The sequence below is a fragment of the Staphylococcus sp. GDY8P45P genome, assembly GCF_017892745.1.
Classification (GTDB): domain Bacteria; phylum Bacillota; class Bacilli; order Staphylococcales; family Staphylococcaceae; genus Staphylococcus; species Staphylococcus cohnii.
Window position 1 is genome coordinate 18,899 of sequence record NZ_JAESLS010000006.1, and the last position, 17,391, is coordinate 36,289.

The following is a 17,391-nucleotide window of genomic DNA, read 5'->3' on the forward strand; positions in this document are numbered from 1 at the left end:
AATGTCAAAAGTCAATTTAATAGAAAGTCCATTTCCTTTATCTCAAATCAAGGGTTTAGGTCCGAAAAGGTTAGCGGTATTAAATGAATTGAACATTTATACAGTAGAGGATTTAATTTTATATCTACCAACGCGTTATGAAGACAATACTGTAATTGACTTGAATGAAGCAGAAGATCAAGCGATGGTGACTGTTGTTGGGGAAGTATACTCAACACCCACTGTCGCTTTTTTTGGTAGGAATAAATCTAAGCTTACAGTTCATCTAATGGTTAACAATATTGCTGTAAAATGCGTGTTTTTTAACCAACCTTATCTGAAAAACAAATTAGAATTACACCAAACGATTACGATTAAAGGTAAATGGAATAGAAACAAGCAAGAAATCAACGGAAATCGAATGTTTTTTAATCAATCAGCGATGGATGATGTACAATTTGAACCCATTTATCGAATTAAAGAAGGTATAAAGCAAAAACCACTACGTGATATGATTAGGCAAGTATTAGGACATGTCACGATTCATGAATGGATATCAGATTCGTTAAGAGCAAAATATAAATTAGAAACGCTAGAAGATACAATCAAAACATTGCACCTTGCGCCTGATAAAACCTCATTACTCAAAGCTAGAAGAACATACGCATTTATTGAATTATTTATGTTTGAACTAAGAATGCAATGGCTAAATAGATTGGAAAAAATTTCAGATGAGGCAATCGAAATTGATTATGATATTCAATTAGTTAGAAATTTTATAGCAAGTTTGCCATTTGAATTAACCGACGCACAAAAACAAAGTGTCAATGAGATATTTAGAGATTTAAAGGCCCCCATCCGTATGCATAGATTATTACAAGGTGATGTTGGCTCAGGGAAAACAGTAGTAGCTGCAATTTGTATGTATGCATTAAAAACGGCAGGTTATCAATCTGCTTTAATGGTACCTACGGAAATACTTGCCGAGCAGCACGCTGAAAGTCTTGCGGAGATATTTGGTGACAGAATGAATATTGCTTTACTAACAGGTTCAGTTAAAGGGAAAAAGCGCAGAATTTTGTTGGAACAACTTGAGCAAAATGAGATAGATTGCATTATTGGAACACATGCGCTTATTCAAGATGATGTTGTGTTTAATAATGTCGGTCTTGTAATTACAGACGAACAGCATCGTTTTGGTGTCAATCAACGACAATTGTTGAGAGAGAAGGGTGCTATGACAAATGTTTTGTTTATGACAGCGACACCTATTCCACGTACATTAGCGATTTCAGTTTTTGGAGAGATGGATGTATCCTCAATCAAACAGTTACCAAAAGGTAGGAAACCTATTATAACTTCTTGGTCTAAGCATGAAGCATATGAAAGTGTATTAAAACAAATGTCTGCTGAATTAAAAAAAGGTAGACAAGCATATGTGATTTGTCCATTGATAGAAAGTTCAGAGCATTTAGAAGATGTACAAAATGTTGTTGAATTATTTGAGTCTTTACAAGTTTATTATGGTACTGAAAAAGTTGGATTACTTCATGGTAAATTAACTTCTGAAGAAAAAGATCAAGTGATGCAACAATTTAGTAAGCACGAAATTGATATATTAGTGTCTACAACTGTTGTAGAAGTGGGCGTTAATGTACCAAATGCAACATTTATGATGATTTACGATGCAGATCGTTTTGGATTATCGACTTTGCACCAATTAAGAGGACGTGTTGGTAGAAGTGAACATCAAAGCTATTGTGTATTAATCGCTTCTCCTAAAACAGAAACAGGAATAGAACGTATGAATGTAATGACCCAAACAACAGATGGCTTTGAATTAAGTGAACGCGACTTAGAAATGAGAGGACCTGGTGATTTCTTTGGTGTAAAACAAAGTGGATTACCTGATTTCTTAGTAGCCAATGTAGTTGAAGATTACAAAATGTTAGAAGTAGCAAGAGATGAGGCAGCAGAATTAATACAATCTGGTGCATTTTTTGAAGATGAGTATCAAAGGTTAAGAACTTTTGTAGAAGATAATTTACTATATACAAGCTTCGATTAACCAAATAATATAAAAAAACAGCAATTTAGTACGGGTTTCGCTAAACTGCTGTTTTTTTATATTTACTAATCAACCCCTACATCAGTCCACGCTTGATCTATGGACTTTGATTCGGTACTATCATGACCATATAATTCATCTGAAGCTTGTTTTAAAGCAATTTTAGCATCAGAAAATTCAGCGTTGGATGTCAAATATTGCGTTAATGCTAGATAGTATATTTGTTCAGCCTTATCTTTACCAATAGATTGTATAGTAAGATATGCTGCTTTGTTTGGAATACCACTATTAATATGAACACCACCATTATCTTCAGAGCCAGTATAAAATTGGTCCATATGTGCTGGTTGATCATATTTTTCTGGATTTTTTAAGCTTCTTAACGCATCACCATCTTGTTTGGGTGTATATACATCTTCACCCATTAACCAGTTATCAGGATCTATAAAATATCCAAAAACATCTGAAAAAGATTCGTTGAGCGCACCAGATTGGTTTGCATATTCTAAATTAGCAGTTCTTTCTGTCACTGCATGCGTTAATTCATGAGCGACAATATCTTTAGCGCCTGATAAAGGATTAAATGTTTGACCATCACCATCACCATAAACCATATATTGTCCAGTCCATGCAGCATTATTATAGTTCTTATCAAAGTGTACGATAGAATTAATGTCAGCAGCATTACCGTCGTAACTATTTCTGCCGTGCGTATTTAAATAATAATCATAAACTGCTTTTGCGTAATAGTGTGCATCGACGCCCGGACGTTGTTGTTTTTCATCAAAATGTTTTGAATCGTGAGTGATAGGAGAAAATCGATCAATGGTTTCATCGGCACTTTTAGTATTAATATGCGCATCTGTAGTTGTATCATTTAAAGTATATTGTCCACCGTTACTAGAAACGTTAAGTGGTGATTTTTTATCCCCGTTCACTCCGATACCAGAACCTTCTTCCGAAGCATGTTCAATCACATTTTGTTTTTTTAATATTTCCCCAGTACTAGCATCCACTTGTATTTGCCAATGCGCAAGTTTTGGAGATACGTAATTTAATTCAATATTATGTATAAATCTTTCTTTTTCACTATTAATATCTAATTTGTTTTTAGACACTATTTTAAAGCCATCTATGTTTGCAACATCATTACTTTTTTTACCAATCGCTTTAAAGGCTAATTTTTCTGCTTGAGAAGATGAAATGTTTACTTTGTTTTTAACGTCGATATGTTGTCTGTGTATATGCCCATTAATGAGTGATACCTTACCATCTCGGTTGACATGGACTTTTATCGTACTATCATCTGCTAATACATTATTGATTTTTGGCTTTAATTCATAATGCGAAACGCCAGTTGAATCAGTATTGCTATTGATTACTTTATATTGTTTGAAAGCATTTTTATTAATTGATTCCGTTTTCGTTTTATTATTATTGTTAAGCATAGACGTAGCATTGTTTTGAAGGTAATTTTCTACATCTATTTTATTGGAAATTTCTGTTTCAGTTGAACTTTCTAAGCGTTCAGGAATGATACTATTTAGTTCTTTTGCGTTGGACTGAGTAGAGATAGCTGCAAAAAATGTTGCTGATAGTAATGTATTGGTCACTACTTTTTTCAATGTTTTCAACCCCTTTGAATTGGAATGTATGATCTATTTATTTCTTAAAAATTTCTTGATAGTTAAGAATTTTTAAAATTATACATATTATTTTTATATAATTTAACATACTATTATTTTTAATTATATATTAACTACAAAAAACTTTTTTATTTTAACAATAAAGATGCTCAGTTTTAACTGATATATTATAGAAAGTCTTATGTTTTTAGTTGAGCAATTGAAATAGAAAGTGTTATGATATGTGAGGAATGTTTAAGACTTGGTACTAAAATTGGGGAGTAGTAAACTATGAAATTAAAAAAACAAGAACGTCGTGAAGCAATTAAAAAAGAAATAGAAAAAAATCCCTTTATTACTGATCTTGATTTAAGTAGTCTTTTTTCAGTCAGTATCCAAACAATAAGATTGGACCGTACACACTTAAATATTCCTGAGTTGAGAAAAAGAATAAAATCCGTTGCTCGAAAAAATTACGAAAGTATTCGGTCTATTGACGGAAGTGAAATCATAGGTGATGTGATTAACGTAGAACCTGATCATCAAGCAACATCTCTGATTAATATTGATGAAGATTCAGTATTTACAAGAAATAAGATTGCCAGAGGTCATGTGTTGTTTGCACAGGCCAATTCATTATGTGTGGCACTTATACATAAACCAATCGTTTTAACTAAAGAAAGTAACGTTTCATTTTTAAAACAAGTTAAATTAAATGATACGGTACGTGCTGAAGCACAAGCTGTTGAAATAACTAATAAATATTTTAAGATAAAAGTAAGTTCGTATGTCAAAGATACTTTAGTATTTAGAGGTACCTTCAAAATGTATTATACAAGTGAGGATGAACAAAATGGTTAAAATAGCTATCGACATGATGGGTGGCGATGATGCGCCCGGCATCGTTTTAGAAGCTGTTGAAAAAGCGGTCAATGATTTTAAAGATTTAGAAATTATATTATTTGGTGATCAAAATAAATGTAATATTAACCACGGTCGAGTGGAAGTGCGTCACTGTACAGAAGCAATAACGATGGAAGATGAACCTGTAAGAGCAATTAAACGAAAAAAAAATAGTTCCATGGTGCGCATGGCTGAAGCAGTAAAATCTGGAGAAGCGGATGGTTGTGTATCAGCTGGGAATACAGGTGCTTTAATGTCAGCAGGATTATTTATAGTTGGTAGGATTAAAGGTGTTGAAAGACCAGCCTTAGTGCTTACTTTACCGACTGTCTCAGGTAAAGGTTTTGTATTTATGGATGTTGGTGCAAATGCAGATGCTAAAGCAGAACATTTATTGCAATATGCGCAATTAGGCAATATTTATGCACAAAAAATACGTAATATTGAACAACCTTCTGTAGCATTACTTAATATAGGAACTGAAGCAGCCAAAGGGAATACATTAACTAAAAAAGCATTTAATCTAATGGAAGAACAACAAGATTTTTATTTTGCTGGTAATGTTGAAGCTAAAGTATTAATGGATGATGCTGCAGATGTCGTTGTTACGGATGGGTATACTGGGAATATGATTTTAAAAAATCTAGAAGGTGTAGCAAAATCTATAGGAAAAATGTTGAAAACCACACTTTTAAGTAATTTTAAAAATAAGTTGGCAGCATTAGTCTTGCGTAAAGATTTAAATGAGATAACTACAAAAATGGACTATGCAGAATACGGTGGCTCAGTTTTACTGGGATTGAATGGTATCGTTGTTAAAGCGCATGGTAGTTCTAATGCCAAGGCATTTTATTCAGCAATTCGTCAAGCTAAGGTTGCCGGAGAATTAAATATAGTAGATACAATGAGAGAAACGGTGGGGTCAAAAAATGGGTAAAACAGCGATTATCTTTCCTGGACAAGGGTCACAAAAAGTAGGTATGGCTAGTGATTTGTTTAATGAAAATGATGCAGCAACATCAATTCTAAATGAAGCGCAAGTACAATTGGATTTTGATATTTTAGAAACAATGTTTGAAGATGCCGAAGATAAGTTAGGCCAAACTGAAAATACACAACCAGCATTACTTACGCATAGCACTGCACTATTAAAGGCGTTAAATCAGATCAATGCAGATTATACAATGGGGCATAGCTTAGGTGAATACGCAAGTTTAGTAGCGAGCGGTGTATTAAAGTTTGAAGATGCGGTAAAAATAGTACGTAAACGTGGACAATTAATGTCAGCAGCTTTTCCTGATGGTGTTGGTAGCATGGCGGCTGTACTAGGTTTAAATTACAGTGAAGTTGATGATATTTGTAAACAACTTTCAACAGAAGACGAAATCATAGAACCTGCTAATATAAATGCACCTGGACAAATTGTGGTTTCAGGACATAAAACTTTGATAGATCAACTCGTTGCTGAAGGAAAATCTATGGGTGCTAAACGTGTGATGCCTTTAGCCGTTTCTGGACCATTTCATTCATCAATGATGCAAGTCATTGAATCAGATTTTGCAAATTATATCGAGCAATTTGAGTGGAACGATGCGCATTATCCAGTTGTTCAAAATGTAAATGCTAAAGGTGAAACAGACGCTAAAATAATTAAATCAAATATGATTAAGCAATTATATTCTCCGGTTCAATTTATAGATTCTACAAAATGGTTACTCGACCAAGGTGTAGATCATTTTATAGAAATTGGACCAGGTAAAGTGCTTTCAGGTCTAATTAAAAAAATAAATAGAGATGTTAAACTCACTTCAATTCAAACATTAGAAGACGTAAAAGGGTGGAATGAAAATGACTAAAAATGCATTAGTAACTGGGGCATCTAGAGGTATCGGTCGTAGTATAGCAATTCAATTAGCTGAAGAAGGTTATAACGTAGCAGTAAATTTTGCAGGTAATAAAGAAAAAGCAGAAGCTGTAGTAGCAGAAATCAAAGCTAAAGGTGTAGAAAGTTTTGCAATTCAAGCTAATGTTGCCAATGGTGATGAAGTAAAAGCAATGATTAAAGAAGTTGTAAGCCAATTTGGTACAGTCGATGTATTAGTTAACAATGCAGGTATAACTAGAGATAATTTATTGATGCGTATGAAAGAAAGTGAATGGGATGACGTTATCGATACTAATTTAAAAGGTGTATTTAACTGTATTCAAAAAGTAACACCACAAATGTTACGACAAAGAAGTGGTTCAATCATCAATTTATCTAGCGTAGTTGGTGCAGTCGGTAATCCTGGTCAAGCAAACTATGTGGCGACAAAAGCAGGCGTTATTGGTTTGACTAAATCTGCTGCGAAGGAATTAGCTTCAAGAAATATTACAGTTAACGCTGTTGCACCAGGATTTATTGTTTCTGACATGACAGATGCGTTAACAGATGATTTAAAAGATCAAATGCTTCAACAAATTCCATTATCAAGATTCGGTGAAGATACTGATATTGCAAATACAGTGGCGTTTTTAGCTTCAGACAAAGCAAAATATATTACTGGTCAAACAATACATGTTAATGGTGGCATGTTCATGGAATAGTGTTAACGTGTGAAAAACACCATTTTAACATTACTTGATGTGTCTTATATATGTATGTCATGCTTTAAGTATGTAATTCGTCGAAATACTACTTGTATTTCAATGGATAAAATGGGAAAATATAAAAGTCTATCATAGACTTTTAAAAGGAGGTGAATCGACGTGGAAAACTTCGACAAAGTAAAAGATATCATCGTTGACCGTTTAGGTGTTGACGCTGAAAAAGTAACTCAAGATGCATCTTTCAAAGATGATTTAGGCGCTGACTCACTTGATATTGCTGAATTAGTTATGGAATTAGAAGACGAATTTGGTACTGAAATTCCAGATGAAGAAGCTGAAAAAATCAACACAGTTGGTGACGCAGTTAACTTTATCAATAGTATGGAAAAATAATAAACCAATATCTGAGTCGTGGATTTTACGGCTCAGATTTTTTTCTATTAAAAATGGTTAATTTCAGCAATAATATTATGAGTATTCGTTAAAAAAGTTAAGTGTACGATATATGATAAAATGAACGTATTATTAGCAGTTTTCCCTTTTGTTTTATAATAAATTCACGTAAAATATAAAGGCATAAGTATATACAAAATTACATTAGATTGAGGTGGAAAAGTATTGACGAATCATAAAAAGAAAGAAATGGTTCATGCATTCCAAGAAAAGTTTTCCAAAAAAATGCAAGAATTAAATTTGAATTTTAATCAGGTAAATTTATACCAACAAGCATTTTCGCATTCGAGCTTCATTAATGACTTTAACATGGACAGATTAGATCATAATGAACGTTTAGAGTTTTTAGGAGATGCGGTATTAGAATTGACGGTTTCACGCTATTTGTTTGATAAATATCCAGAGTTACCTGAAGGTAATTTAACTAAAATGCGTGCGACAATTGTTTGTGAGCCTTCACTTGTAATATTCGCGAATAAAATTGCATTACACGACCTTATCTTATTAGGTAAAGGAGAAGAAAAAACAGGTGGCAGAACAAGGCCTTCACTCGTATCAGATGCATTTGAAGCTTTTGTAGGTGCATTATATTTAGACCAAGGACTAGCCGCTGTTTGGAAATTTGCTGAAAATGTGATTTTTCCATTTGTTGAAGGAGATAAACTTGATGGCGTCGTTGATTTTAAAACACAGTTTCAAGAATATGTGCATCAACAAAACAAAGGTGACGTTACTTATCGTTTAATAAATGAAGAAGGGCCTGCACATCATCGTTTATTTACGTCGGAAGTCATCTTAGAAAACAAGCCAGTTGCGATTGGCAAAGGCAAAACGAAAAAAGAATCGGAACAGCAAGCAGCAGAAAGTGCATATAAACTTTTGAAAAATAAAGAAGTTTAATAACAGTGCAATTGTTTAGTGTGATATAGCTCACACGTGATTTATCGCATATTGTACAAAATTGTAATTTATGTAGCATGAGTTAAGAACTGATGTAAAAGTATTTCTAAGAGATTAGTCTATAATGCATTTATTACATGTCTTTAATTGTGGATATTATTTGGTGGAAATGTAATAACTGCAAGTCGTTGTGCCAAATTTATTGATGCACTAATCATATAGAAGCGAGAGCATGAGCATAACTGTATTGCGTAGTTTTTATCTCGCATCTGAGAAACACTTTAAAGGAGAATAGCATGGTATATTTGAAATCTATTGATGCCTTTGGATTTAAATCATTTGCTGAACATACAAATGTACAGTTTGATGAAGGTGTCACGGCAATAGTTGGACCTAATGGTAGTGGTAAGAGTAATATTACAGATGCAATAAAGTGGGTATTGGGCGAACAATCCGCGAAATCATTGCGTGGCGCTAAAATGGAAGATATTATTTTTTCTGGTGCAGAGCATAGAAAAGCTCAAAATTTTGCTGAAGTAAAATTAAAATTAGATAATAGTACAGGTAAATTAAATGTTGATACAGAAGAATTAGTAGTCACTCGCCGTTTATATAGAAGTGGGGAAAGTGAATATTATTTAAATAATGACCGGTCACGACTTAAAGATATTATAGAATTATTTTTAGATTCGGGATTAGGAAAAGAAGCATTCAGTATAATATCTCAAGGTCGCGTTGATGAAATTCTTAATGCAAAGCCAATTGATAGAAGACAAATATTGGAAGAATCTGCAGGTGTATTAAAATATAAAAAAAGAAAGGCAACTTCTGTGCAAAAATTAGATCAAACAGAAGACAACCTGACGCGTGTAGAAGATATTTTATTTGATTTAGAAGGTCGTGTCGAACCATTACGAGAAGAAGCTGCAATAGCAAAAGAATATAAACACTTATCTAATGAGATGGAAAAAAGTGATGTGCTAGTCACTGTTTATGATATTGAGCAATATAATCAAAATATTTATGAGCTAGACGAAAATCTCAATCGCTTAAAAAGTCAACAAGCTTCAAAAGATGCAGAAAAGGTACAACACACACAATCATTAAATCAATATAAATCTGAACGTCAACAATTAGACGAAACAATCGAATCTTTAAATTTTAAACTGGTTAAAGCAACTGAAGAAGTTGAAAAATTTGCTGGACAGTTAAATGTGTTAGAGGAACGTAAGAAAAATCAATCACAAACTAATGCACGATTTGAAGAAGAACAAGAAAGTCTAGAGACACAAGTCACAAATATAAAGCAAGAGCAAGCAGAAGTGAAAGACCAAATAAAACATTTAAAATCCAAACAAACAGATTTAAATGAAGAGATACAACAATATGAGTCACAGCTTTATGTATCCGATGAACAACATGATGAAAAGTTAGAGTCAATAAAAGATAAATACTATCAACTTATGTCAGAACAATCAGATGTCAATAATGATATTCGTTTTTTAGAGCATATGATTCAAGAAAATGAAACGAAACAATCACGATTAGATTCACGCTTGTTAGATGCTTATAAAGATTTGAAAAATATTCAAAATCAAATTACTGAAACTGAGAAACAAAGTACCATCGCGAAAAAAGAGTTGAAAAAAGCGGAAAGTGATTTAGCATCTTATGAGAAAAAACTAACACAACTTAAAAATCAACAAAATGAATACGAAGAGAAATTACACCAAGCATACAGATTTAATGAAAAATTAAAATCACGTATCGACAGTTTAGCGACACAGCAAGAAGAATATAGTTATTTTTTCAATGGTGTCAAACACATACTGAAAATGAAAGATAATAAACTTTCTGGCATCCGTGGCGCAGTCGCAGAAGTCATCCATGTGCCTTCGAATTTAACGAAAGCAATTGAAACGGCATTAGGTGCTTCACTGCAACATATCATTGTGGATTCTGAAAAAGATGGTCGTCAAGCAATACAATATTTAAAACAAAATGGTCTTGGAAGAGCTACATTTTTACCATTAAATGTCATTCAACCTCGTAATGTTGCAAGCGATATTTTGAATATAGCAGATAGCTCAACTGGCTTTGTAAACGTTGCTTCAAATGCGATACAAGTTGAAAATGATTATAAACATGTGATTCAAAATTTATTAGGTAATACAATAATTGTAGACAATTTGAAAAATGCTAACGAGTTAGCTAGAAAAATTCGTTATAGAACACGTATCGTAACGTTAGAAGGAGATATTGTAAACCCAGGTGGTTCCATGACTGGTGGTGGTGATCGTAAAACTAAAAGTATTTTATCTCAAAAAGATGAGCTTTCAACAATGCGTGCACAATTAGAAGATTATCAACAACAAACTGTTTCATTCGAAAAACAGTTCCAAGCTATTAAAGAAGAAGCAGATGCGTTAAGTAATACTTATTTTGATACGAGTCAAAACTATAATACGATAAAACAAAACGTACATGAATTTGACTTAGAATTGGATAGATTACGAAAGCAAGAAACACATTTAAAAAATGAGCATGAGGAATTTGAATTTGAGAAAAATGATGGTTACCAAAGCGAAACAAGTAAGCAAACCTTAAACGACAAAAAGGAACAATTAGCAACAATTCAAGCGCAATTGCAAAAATTAGAAGAAGATATTAATATCTATACAAAATTATCAAAAGAAGGTAAAGAGAGTACAACGTTAATACAACAAAAATTACATCAAAAACAATCTGATTTAGCAGTAATTAAAGAAAGACTAAATACTCAAAAGCAAACTGAATCAAGATTAAATCATCAACTTAAACAATTAAAAGAGCAAAAGCAAAAATTGAGTGAACAAATTGAATTATTTAATTCAGATGAAATAACTGGCGAAAAAGCTTTCGAAACGATTCAAAATAATATTGAACAAAGTAAAAATAATAAAGTAAAATTAACTGAAGATTTAGCTACTATTAAATCACAACGTCAAGCTTTGAATGATACAATTGAGACAACAGAACGTAAGTTGGAAGAAGCAAATCAAGATATTTTATCAATTGAAAACCGTTACCAAGATATTAAAGCAGAACAATCTCGTTTAGATGTACTCATTAACCATGCGATAGATCATTTAAGTGAGCAGTATCATCTTACCTTTGAACGAGCGAGTGAATTATATACATTAGAAGAAGATATTGAGAGTTTGCGTAAAAAAGTAAAATTAACGAAGATGTCTATTGAAGAATTAGGACCTGTAAACTTAAATGCGATTGAACAATTTGAAGAAATCAATGAACGTTATACTTTCTTGAATGAGCAACGTGCAGATTTAAGAGCAGCCAAAGCGACATTAGAACAATTAATTGAAGAAATGGATAAAGAAGTTAAGGAACGGTTTAAAGAGACTTTTCATTCCGTACAAGGTCATTTTTCTGAAGTATTTAAATCATTATTTGGTGGGGGACAAGCAGAGCTGCGCTTGACAGATGATGATTATTTATCAGCAGGGGTAGATATTATCGTCCAACCACCAGGTAAAAAACTACAAAATCTATCATTATTAAGTGGTGGAGAACGTGCTTTAAGTGCAATTGCTTTGTTATTCGCAATTTTAAAAGTGAGATCAGCGCCATTTGTGATTTTAGATGAAGTAGAAGCCGCTTTAGATGAAGCCAATGTTATACGTTATGCGCAATATTTAAAAGCATTATCAAGTCAAACTCAGTTTATTGTCATAACACATCGTAAAGGTACGATGGAATTTTCAGATCGTTTATACGGTGTAACGATGCAAGAATCAGGTGTATCAAAATTAGTAAGTGTCAATTTAAATACGATTGATGAAGTCATTAAGGAGGAACAAGTATGAGCTTTTTCAAACGACTAAAAGATAAATTCACAACGTCTACAGAAAATCAAAAACCAGACGAATTAGAGCAAGAACAACAATCTGAATTAGATGTAGAACAATCTCAAACATCTGAAGAACCACAAGAAAAAACAAAACAGCCAAAAAAATTAAAAGAAGCTGATTTTGATGATGACGGATTAATTTCAATTGAGGATTTTGAAGAAATTGAAGCACAGCAATTAGGTGCAAAATTTAGAGCAGGGTTAGAAAAATCTCGCGAAAATTTCCAAGAACAGTTAAATAACTTAATTGCACGTTATCGTAAAGTTGATGAAGATTTCTTTGAAGCATTGGAAGAAATGTTAATAACTGCAGATGTTGGCTTTAATACAGTGATGGAACTCGTAGAAGAATTACGTAACGAAGCTCAGCGACGTAATATTTCAGAAACTGAAGATTTACGTGAAGTTATCGTAGAAAAAATTGTAGATATCTATCATCAAGACGATGAACATTCAGAAGTAATGAACATTGAAAATGAAGGATTAAATGTCATTTTAATGGTAGGTGTGAATGGTGTTGGCAAAACGACAACAATCGGTAAATTAGCACATCGTTATCAAGCTGAAGGTAAGAAAGTGATGCTAGCAGCTGGTGATACTTTTAGAGCTGGCGCTATTGAACAACTCAAAGTATGGGGAGAACGTGTTGGTGTGGAAGTAATGAGCCAAAAAGAAGGTTCAGACCCAGCTGCAGTTATGTATGATGCTATCAATGCAGCTAAAAGTAAGGGCGTTGATATTTTAATTTGTGATACTGCAGGTCGCTTACAAAATAAATCTAATTTAATGAATGAATTAGAAAAAGTAAAACGTGTGATAGGCAGAGCAGTACCAGAAGCGCCCCATGAAGTACTTCTTTGTTTAGATGCTACTACCGGACAAAATGCATTGTCCCAAGCTAAATCATTTAAAGAGGTTACGAATGTGACTGGTATTGTATTAACTAAGCTGGATGGAACTGCAAAAGGCGGTATCGTTTTAGCGATACGTAATGAATTAAAAATACCAGTTAAATATGTTGGCTTAGGTGAAAAATTAGATGATTTACAACCATTTAATCCAGAAAGTTATGTATATGGACTATTTGCTGATATGATTGAACAAAATGTTGATGATACAGAGGCATCTGACGATGGTACAGATAGCACGGATGTGCAGAATGAAGGCAATAAAGATGAGTCAAAATGATTTAATTAAGACAATACGTATGAATTATTTGTTTGATTTTTATCAATCATTATTAACGGAAAAGCAACGAAACTATCTAGAACTATTTTACCTACAAGATTATTCTTTAAGTGAGATTGCAGATACGTTTGATGTGAGCCGCCAAGCAGTGTATGATAACATAAGAAGAACTGGTGATTTAGTAGAAGATTATGAAGAGAAACTAGGTCTTTATCAAAATTTTGAAAAACGACAAAATATATATGAAGCAATAAAAAAGCATATTGAGGAGCCAGAAAAAATTAAACAGTATCTTCAAACACTTGAAGATTTAGAATAATTAAGAGTATAAAGGAGGGTATTGATATGGCATTTGAAGGGTTATCCGATCGTCTCCAAGGGACGATGCAAAAAATCCGTGGCAAAGGGAAAGTAACTGAAGCAGATATTAAATTAATGATGCGAGAGGTCCGACTAGCATTACTTGAAGCAGACGTTAACTTTAAAGTCGTAAAGGATTTTGTCAAAACCGTATCAGAACGAGCTTTAGGTTCAGATGTAATGAAGTCTTTAACACCTGGACAACAAGTCATTAAGATAGTACAAGAAGAACTTACACAACTCATGGGTGGCGAAAATGCAACCATCCAGATGGCCAACAAACCGCCAACAGTTGTGATGATGGTTGGTTTACAAGGTGCAGGTAAAACTACGACTGCAGGTAAGTTAGCATTGCTTATGCGTAAAAAATACAACAAAAAACCATTATTAGTTGCGGCCGATATTTATAGACCAGCAGCAATTGATCAATTACAAACTGTAGGTAAGCAAATTGATATTCCTGTATACAGTGAAGGAGACCAAGTTAAGCCACAACAAATTGTAGAAAATGCAATTAAACATGCAAAAGAGGAACATTTAGATTTTGTCATTATTGATACTGCAGGTCGTTTGCATGTTGATGAAGCATTAATGGAAGAATTAAGTGATGTAAAAGAAATCACTAAACCAGATGAGATTATGCTTGTTGTTGATGCCATGACTGGTCAAGATGCAGTAAATGTAGCCCAATCGTTTGATGAGCAATTAGAAGTTTCAGGTGTTACCTTGACAAAACTAGATGGTGATACACGTGGTGGTGCTGCTTTATCAATTAGAGCAGTGACACAAAAGCCAATTAAATTTGTTGGTATGAGTGAAAAGTTAGATGGCTTAGAACCATTTCATCCAGAACGTATGGCTTCTCGAATATTAGGTATGGGTGATGTGTTAAGTTTAATAGAAAAAGCGCAACAAGATGTAGATGAAGATAAAGCTAAAGATTTAGAAAAGAAAATGCGTACGTCATCATTTACTTTGGAAGATTTCTTAGAACAATTAGATCAAGTCAAGAACCTTGGTCCATTAGATGACATTATGAAAATGATCCCTGGAATGAACAAAATGAAAGGGATGAATAATCTTAATATGGATGATAAACAAATCGACCATATTAAAGCTATTATTCAATCTATGACACCTAATGAACGTAATAACCCTGAAACATTAAATGTATCACGTAAAAAACGTATTGCTAAGGGTTCAGGACGTACTGTTCAAGAAGTTAACAGATTGATGAAACAATTTAATGAAATGAAGAAAATGATGAAGCAATTTTCTGGTGGCGGCAAAGGCAAAAAAGGTAAACGTAAACAAATGGAGAATATGTTAAATGGTATGAACTTACCATTTTAACAATTGTCTATAAAATAATTTTTTAAAGAAATAAACGGGCACAAGTCTCATTCACAAAATAAAGGACTAATCCATATGAAAATGGATTAGTCCTTTTTATATGGATAATTTGCGATTTTGAACGTGCATGCTTGCCTGGGGATATGGCTCGAGCTCGTAGTCTCTCGCTCATATCATTTCCCTGGGCGTCAGCACGATGCAAAATCGTTTAAAATATTTCTCAAGATACAAAAGAAAAGGTTCAATTAAAACAATTTATTAACCCTAATAAATTGATGAAGTTCTTATTTTATAAAGTTACTAACATGAATTATCTTGAAATAATAAGTAATAAAGAATTAGTCCTTTTTATATGGATAATTTGCGATTTTGAACGTGCATGCTTGCCTGGGGATATGGCTCGAGCCTGTAGTCTCTCGCTCATATCATTTCCCTGGGCGTCAGCACGATGCAAAACCTCTATAAGTGATGTGCTTTAATACAATAGAAAAAAGCTTCGTCTTATTTAACTTATACAACTAATAGAAAGTCATATTTTAACTAACCAAAAGATATAACTTAATATGAATACACATGATGGATGAGTCCATTTTATATAAAAAACTTACGATTTTGACTGTGCATGCTTGCCTGAGGATATGGCTCGAGCCCGTAGTCTCTCGCTCATATCATTTCCCTGGGCGTCAGCACGATGCAAAATCGTTTAAAATATAAAATTATGAATTTTCATTTGTGAATGGCATGTTATTTAATTTAACTTAGGTATATTAATATTTTCCCTAAATGTCGTACCTTCATATTCTGTTCTAAAAAGATTTCTTTTTTGTAATTCTGGAATGATGTAATCTACAAAATCTTCCAAGCTATTAGGAAAAGTTGGCGGCATTAAATTAAATCCGTCAGCTACACCCTCATTAAACCAATGTTCCATTTCATCAACAATTTGTTCTGGTGTTCCGATGAGCGTTAAATGCCCACCACCTGCACTAAGATATCCTAACAATTGTCGTAAAGTTGGATTTTTGTCTTTTATAATTTCCAACACAGTTTGATAACGACCTTTGGGGCCTTTAAAAGATTCTAATGGTGGTAAAGGTGGCACCGGTTCATCCAAATCCCAATTATGACAATCTTGATGGATGAAAAATTCTAATTGATTTAATGCTGTTTCAATTGCTAAGTTTGCATCTAGTTTTTGCTTTTTAGCATAAGCTTCTTCGTATGTTGGGGCGACATATGTGACTAATCCTGGAAAGACTTTTAAACTGTTTTCTGATTTACCTGCTAATTTTAGTTGATGATTTAATCTTTTTTTAAATACAGTGGCTTGCTGTATGTTCCAAGCTACTGCATAAACAGCATCTGCGTATTTAGTAGCTAATGCAATGCCAGGATCTGATGCACCAGCTTGCATAGCAACAGGTTTGCCTTGTAGGCTGCTTGGTGTTGTTAAAGGTCCCTGTACTTTGAAATGCTCTCCTACATGATTGATCGCATGGATATGATTCGCATTGATTAGAATATCATGTGCCTTGTCATGTATAAAATCATCTGAGCTCCAAGATGTTAATAATTGATTCATGACACATGCAAATTCATCTGCTTTTTTATAACGTTCATGATGTGCAGGTAAACTAGACATGCTATGATTTGCAGCTTCTAAATCCGTCATAGACGTTACTAAATTCCAGCCTGCACGTCCTTGACTCATATGATCAAGGCTCAATAATTGCCTTGCAGCAGTAAAAGGATTCGAAAATGTACTTGAGATAGTTGCAACAAGACCTATATTTTGTGTTACTTGTGCTATTGCTGCTAAATTCATTAATGGGTCAAACCAAAAAGCAGGCATGTCATTATCCGTTTTAGCAGGAAAAGATTGATTATCTGCAAAAAATATAGCGTCCAACAACCCCCGTTCTGCTAGTCTAGCTAACGATTTGTAATAAGCGGTATCTCCAATTTGGTCAATACTAGAATCATGCATACGCCATGCAGCTTGGTGATGGCCACAACCATAAAGTAATACACCTATATTGAGATGTTGGGTATGTGTCATAATT

At 33.4% G+C, this 17,391-nt stretch carries 13 protein-coding genes; 11 read left to right on the forward strand and 2 right to left on the reverse strand.

Annotated elements, in window-relative coordinates:
* Position 1: 1 nt before the first annotated feature.
* Complete coding sequence (gene recG / locus KA873_RS04870; protein WP_107504891.1) at positions 2-2,047, forward strand: ATP-dependent DNA helicase RecG; 2,046 nt, start codon at positions 2-4, stop codon at positions 2,045-2,047.
* Between the two features lie 65 nt (positions 2,048-2,112).
* Here the strand turns inward: recG and KA873_RS04875 are convergent, their stop codons facing one another.
* Positions 2,113-3,672 carry a M4 family metallopeptidase gene (locus KA873_RS04875; RefSeq protein ID WP_107504892.1) on the reverse strand — a complete coding sequence of 520 codons (1,560 nt, stop codon included), beginning with the start codon at positions 3,670-3,672 and terminating at the stop codon, positions 2,113-2,115.
* A gap of 291 nt (positions 3,673-3,963) precedes the next feature.
* Between KA873_RS04875 and fapR the strand changes: the two genes are divergently transcribed.
* The 10 genes from fapR to ffh all read left to right on the forward strand — a co-directional run bounded on the left by fapR (position 3,964) and on the right by ffh (position 15,328).
* Entirely contained in the window at positions 3,964-4,533 is a 570-nt protein-coding gene (gene fapR, locus KA873_RS04880; protein ID WP_107384505.1) for a transcription factor FapR, read from the forward strand.
* Positions 4,526-5,512, forward strand: a complete 987-nt coding sequence (gene plsX / locus KA873_RS04885) for a phosphate acyltransferase PlsX (protein ID WP_107504893.1) — start codon at positions 4,526-4,528, stop codon at positions 5,510-5,512. Before fapR ends, plsX begins: the two co-directional genes overlap by 8 nt.
* Positions 5,505-6,431, forward strand: a complete 927-nt coding sequence (gene fabD / locus KA873_RS04890) for an ACP S-malonyltransferase (RefSeq protein WP_107504894.1) — start codon at positions 5,505-5,507, stop codon at positions 6,429-6,431. The genes plsX and fabD overlap by 8 nt, the downstream gene beginning before the upstream one ends.
* A complete protein-coding gene (gene fabG, locus KA873_RS04895) occupies positions 6,424-7,161 on the forward strand; it encodes a 3-oxoacyl-[acyl-carrier-protein] reductase (protein ID WP_107384508.1) in 738 nt (245 codons plus the stop codon). The genes fabD and fabG overlap by 8 nt, the downstream gene beginning before the upstream one ends.
* Before the next feature lie 162 nt (positions 7,162-7,323).
* Entirely contained in the window at positions 7,324-7,557 is a 234-nt protein-coding gene (locus tag KA873_RS04900; RefSeq protein WP_019467939.1) for an acyl carrier protein, read from the forward strand.
* A gap of 249 nt (positions 7,558-7,806) precedes the next feature.
* A complete protein-coding gene (gene rnc, locus KA873_RS04905) occupies positions 7,807-8,517 on the forward strand; it encodes a ribonuclease III (protein ID WP_394859555.1) in 711 nt (236 codons plus the stop codon).
* 296 nt (positions 8,518-8,813) lie between these two features.
* On the forward strand, positions 8,814-12,383 hold the full coding sequence (smc, locus tag KA873_RS04910) for a chromosome segregation protein SMC (protein ID WP_210140178.1): 3,570 nt from the start codon (positions 8,814-8,816) through the stop codon (positions 12,381-12,383).
* Positions 12,380-13,615: a signal recognition particle-docking protein FtsY gene (ftsY, locus tag KA873_RS04915; protein ID WP_107504896.1), complete on the forward strand. Its 1,236-nt coding sequence runs from the start codon at positions 12,380-12,382 to the stop codon at positions 13,613-13,615. Before smc ends, ftsY begins: the two co-directional genes overlap by 4 nt.
* A complete protein-coding gene (locus KA873_RS04920; RefSeq protein ID WP_107504897.1) occupies positions 13,602-13,934 on the forward strand; it encodes a putative DNA-binding protein in 333 nt (110 codons plus the stop codon). The genes ftsY and KA873_RS04920 overlap by 14 nt, the downstream gene beginning before the upstream one ends.
* A 26-nt stretch (positions 13,935-13,960) precedes the next feature.
* A complete protein-coding gene (ffh, locus tag KA873_RS04925; protein ID WP_107384512.1) occupies positions 13,961-15,328 on the forward strand; it encodes a signal recognition particle protein in 1,368 nt (455 codons plus the stop codon).
* 748 nt (positions 15,329-16,076) lie between these two features.
* On the opposite strand, the gene KA873_RS04930 is transcribed toward ffh, so the two are convergent.
* A complete protein-coding gene (locus tag KA873_RS04930; protein WP_107504898.1) occupies positions 16,077-17,387 on the reverse strand; it encodes an LLM class flavin-dependent oxidoreductase in 1,311 nt (436 codons plus the stop codon).
* Positions 17,388-17,391: the final 4 nt, after the last annotated feature.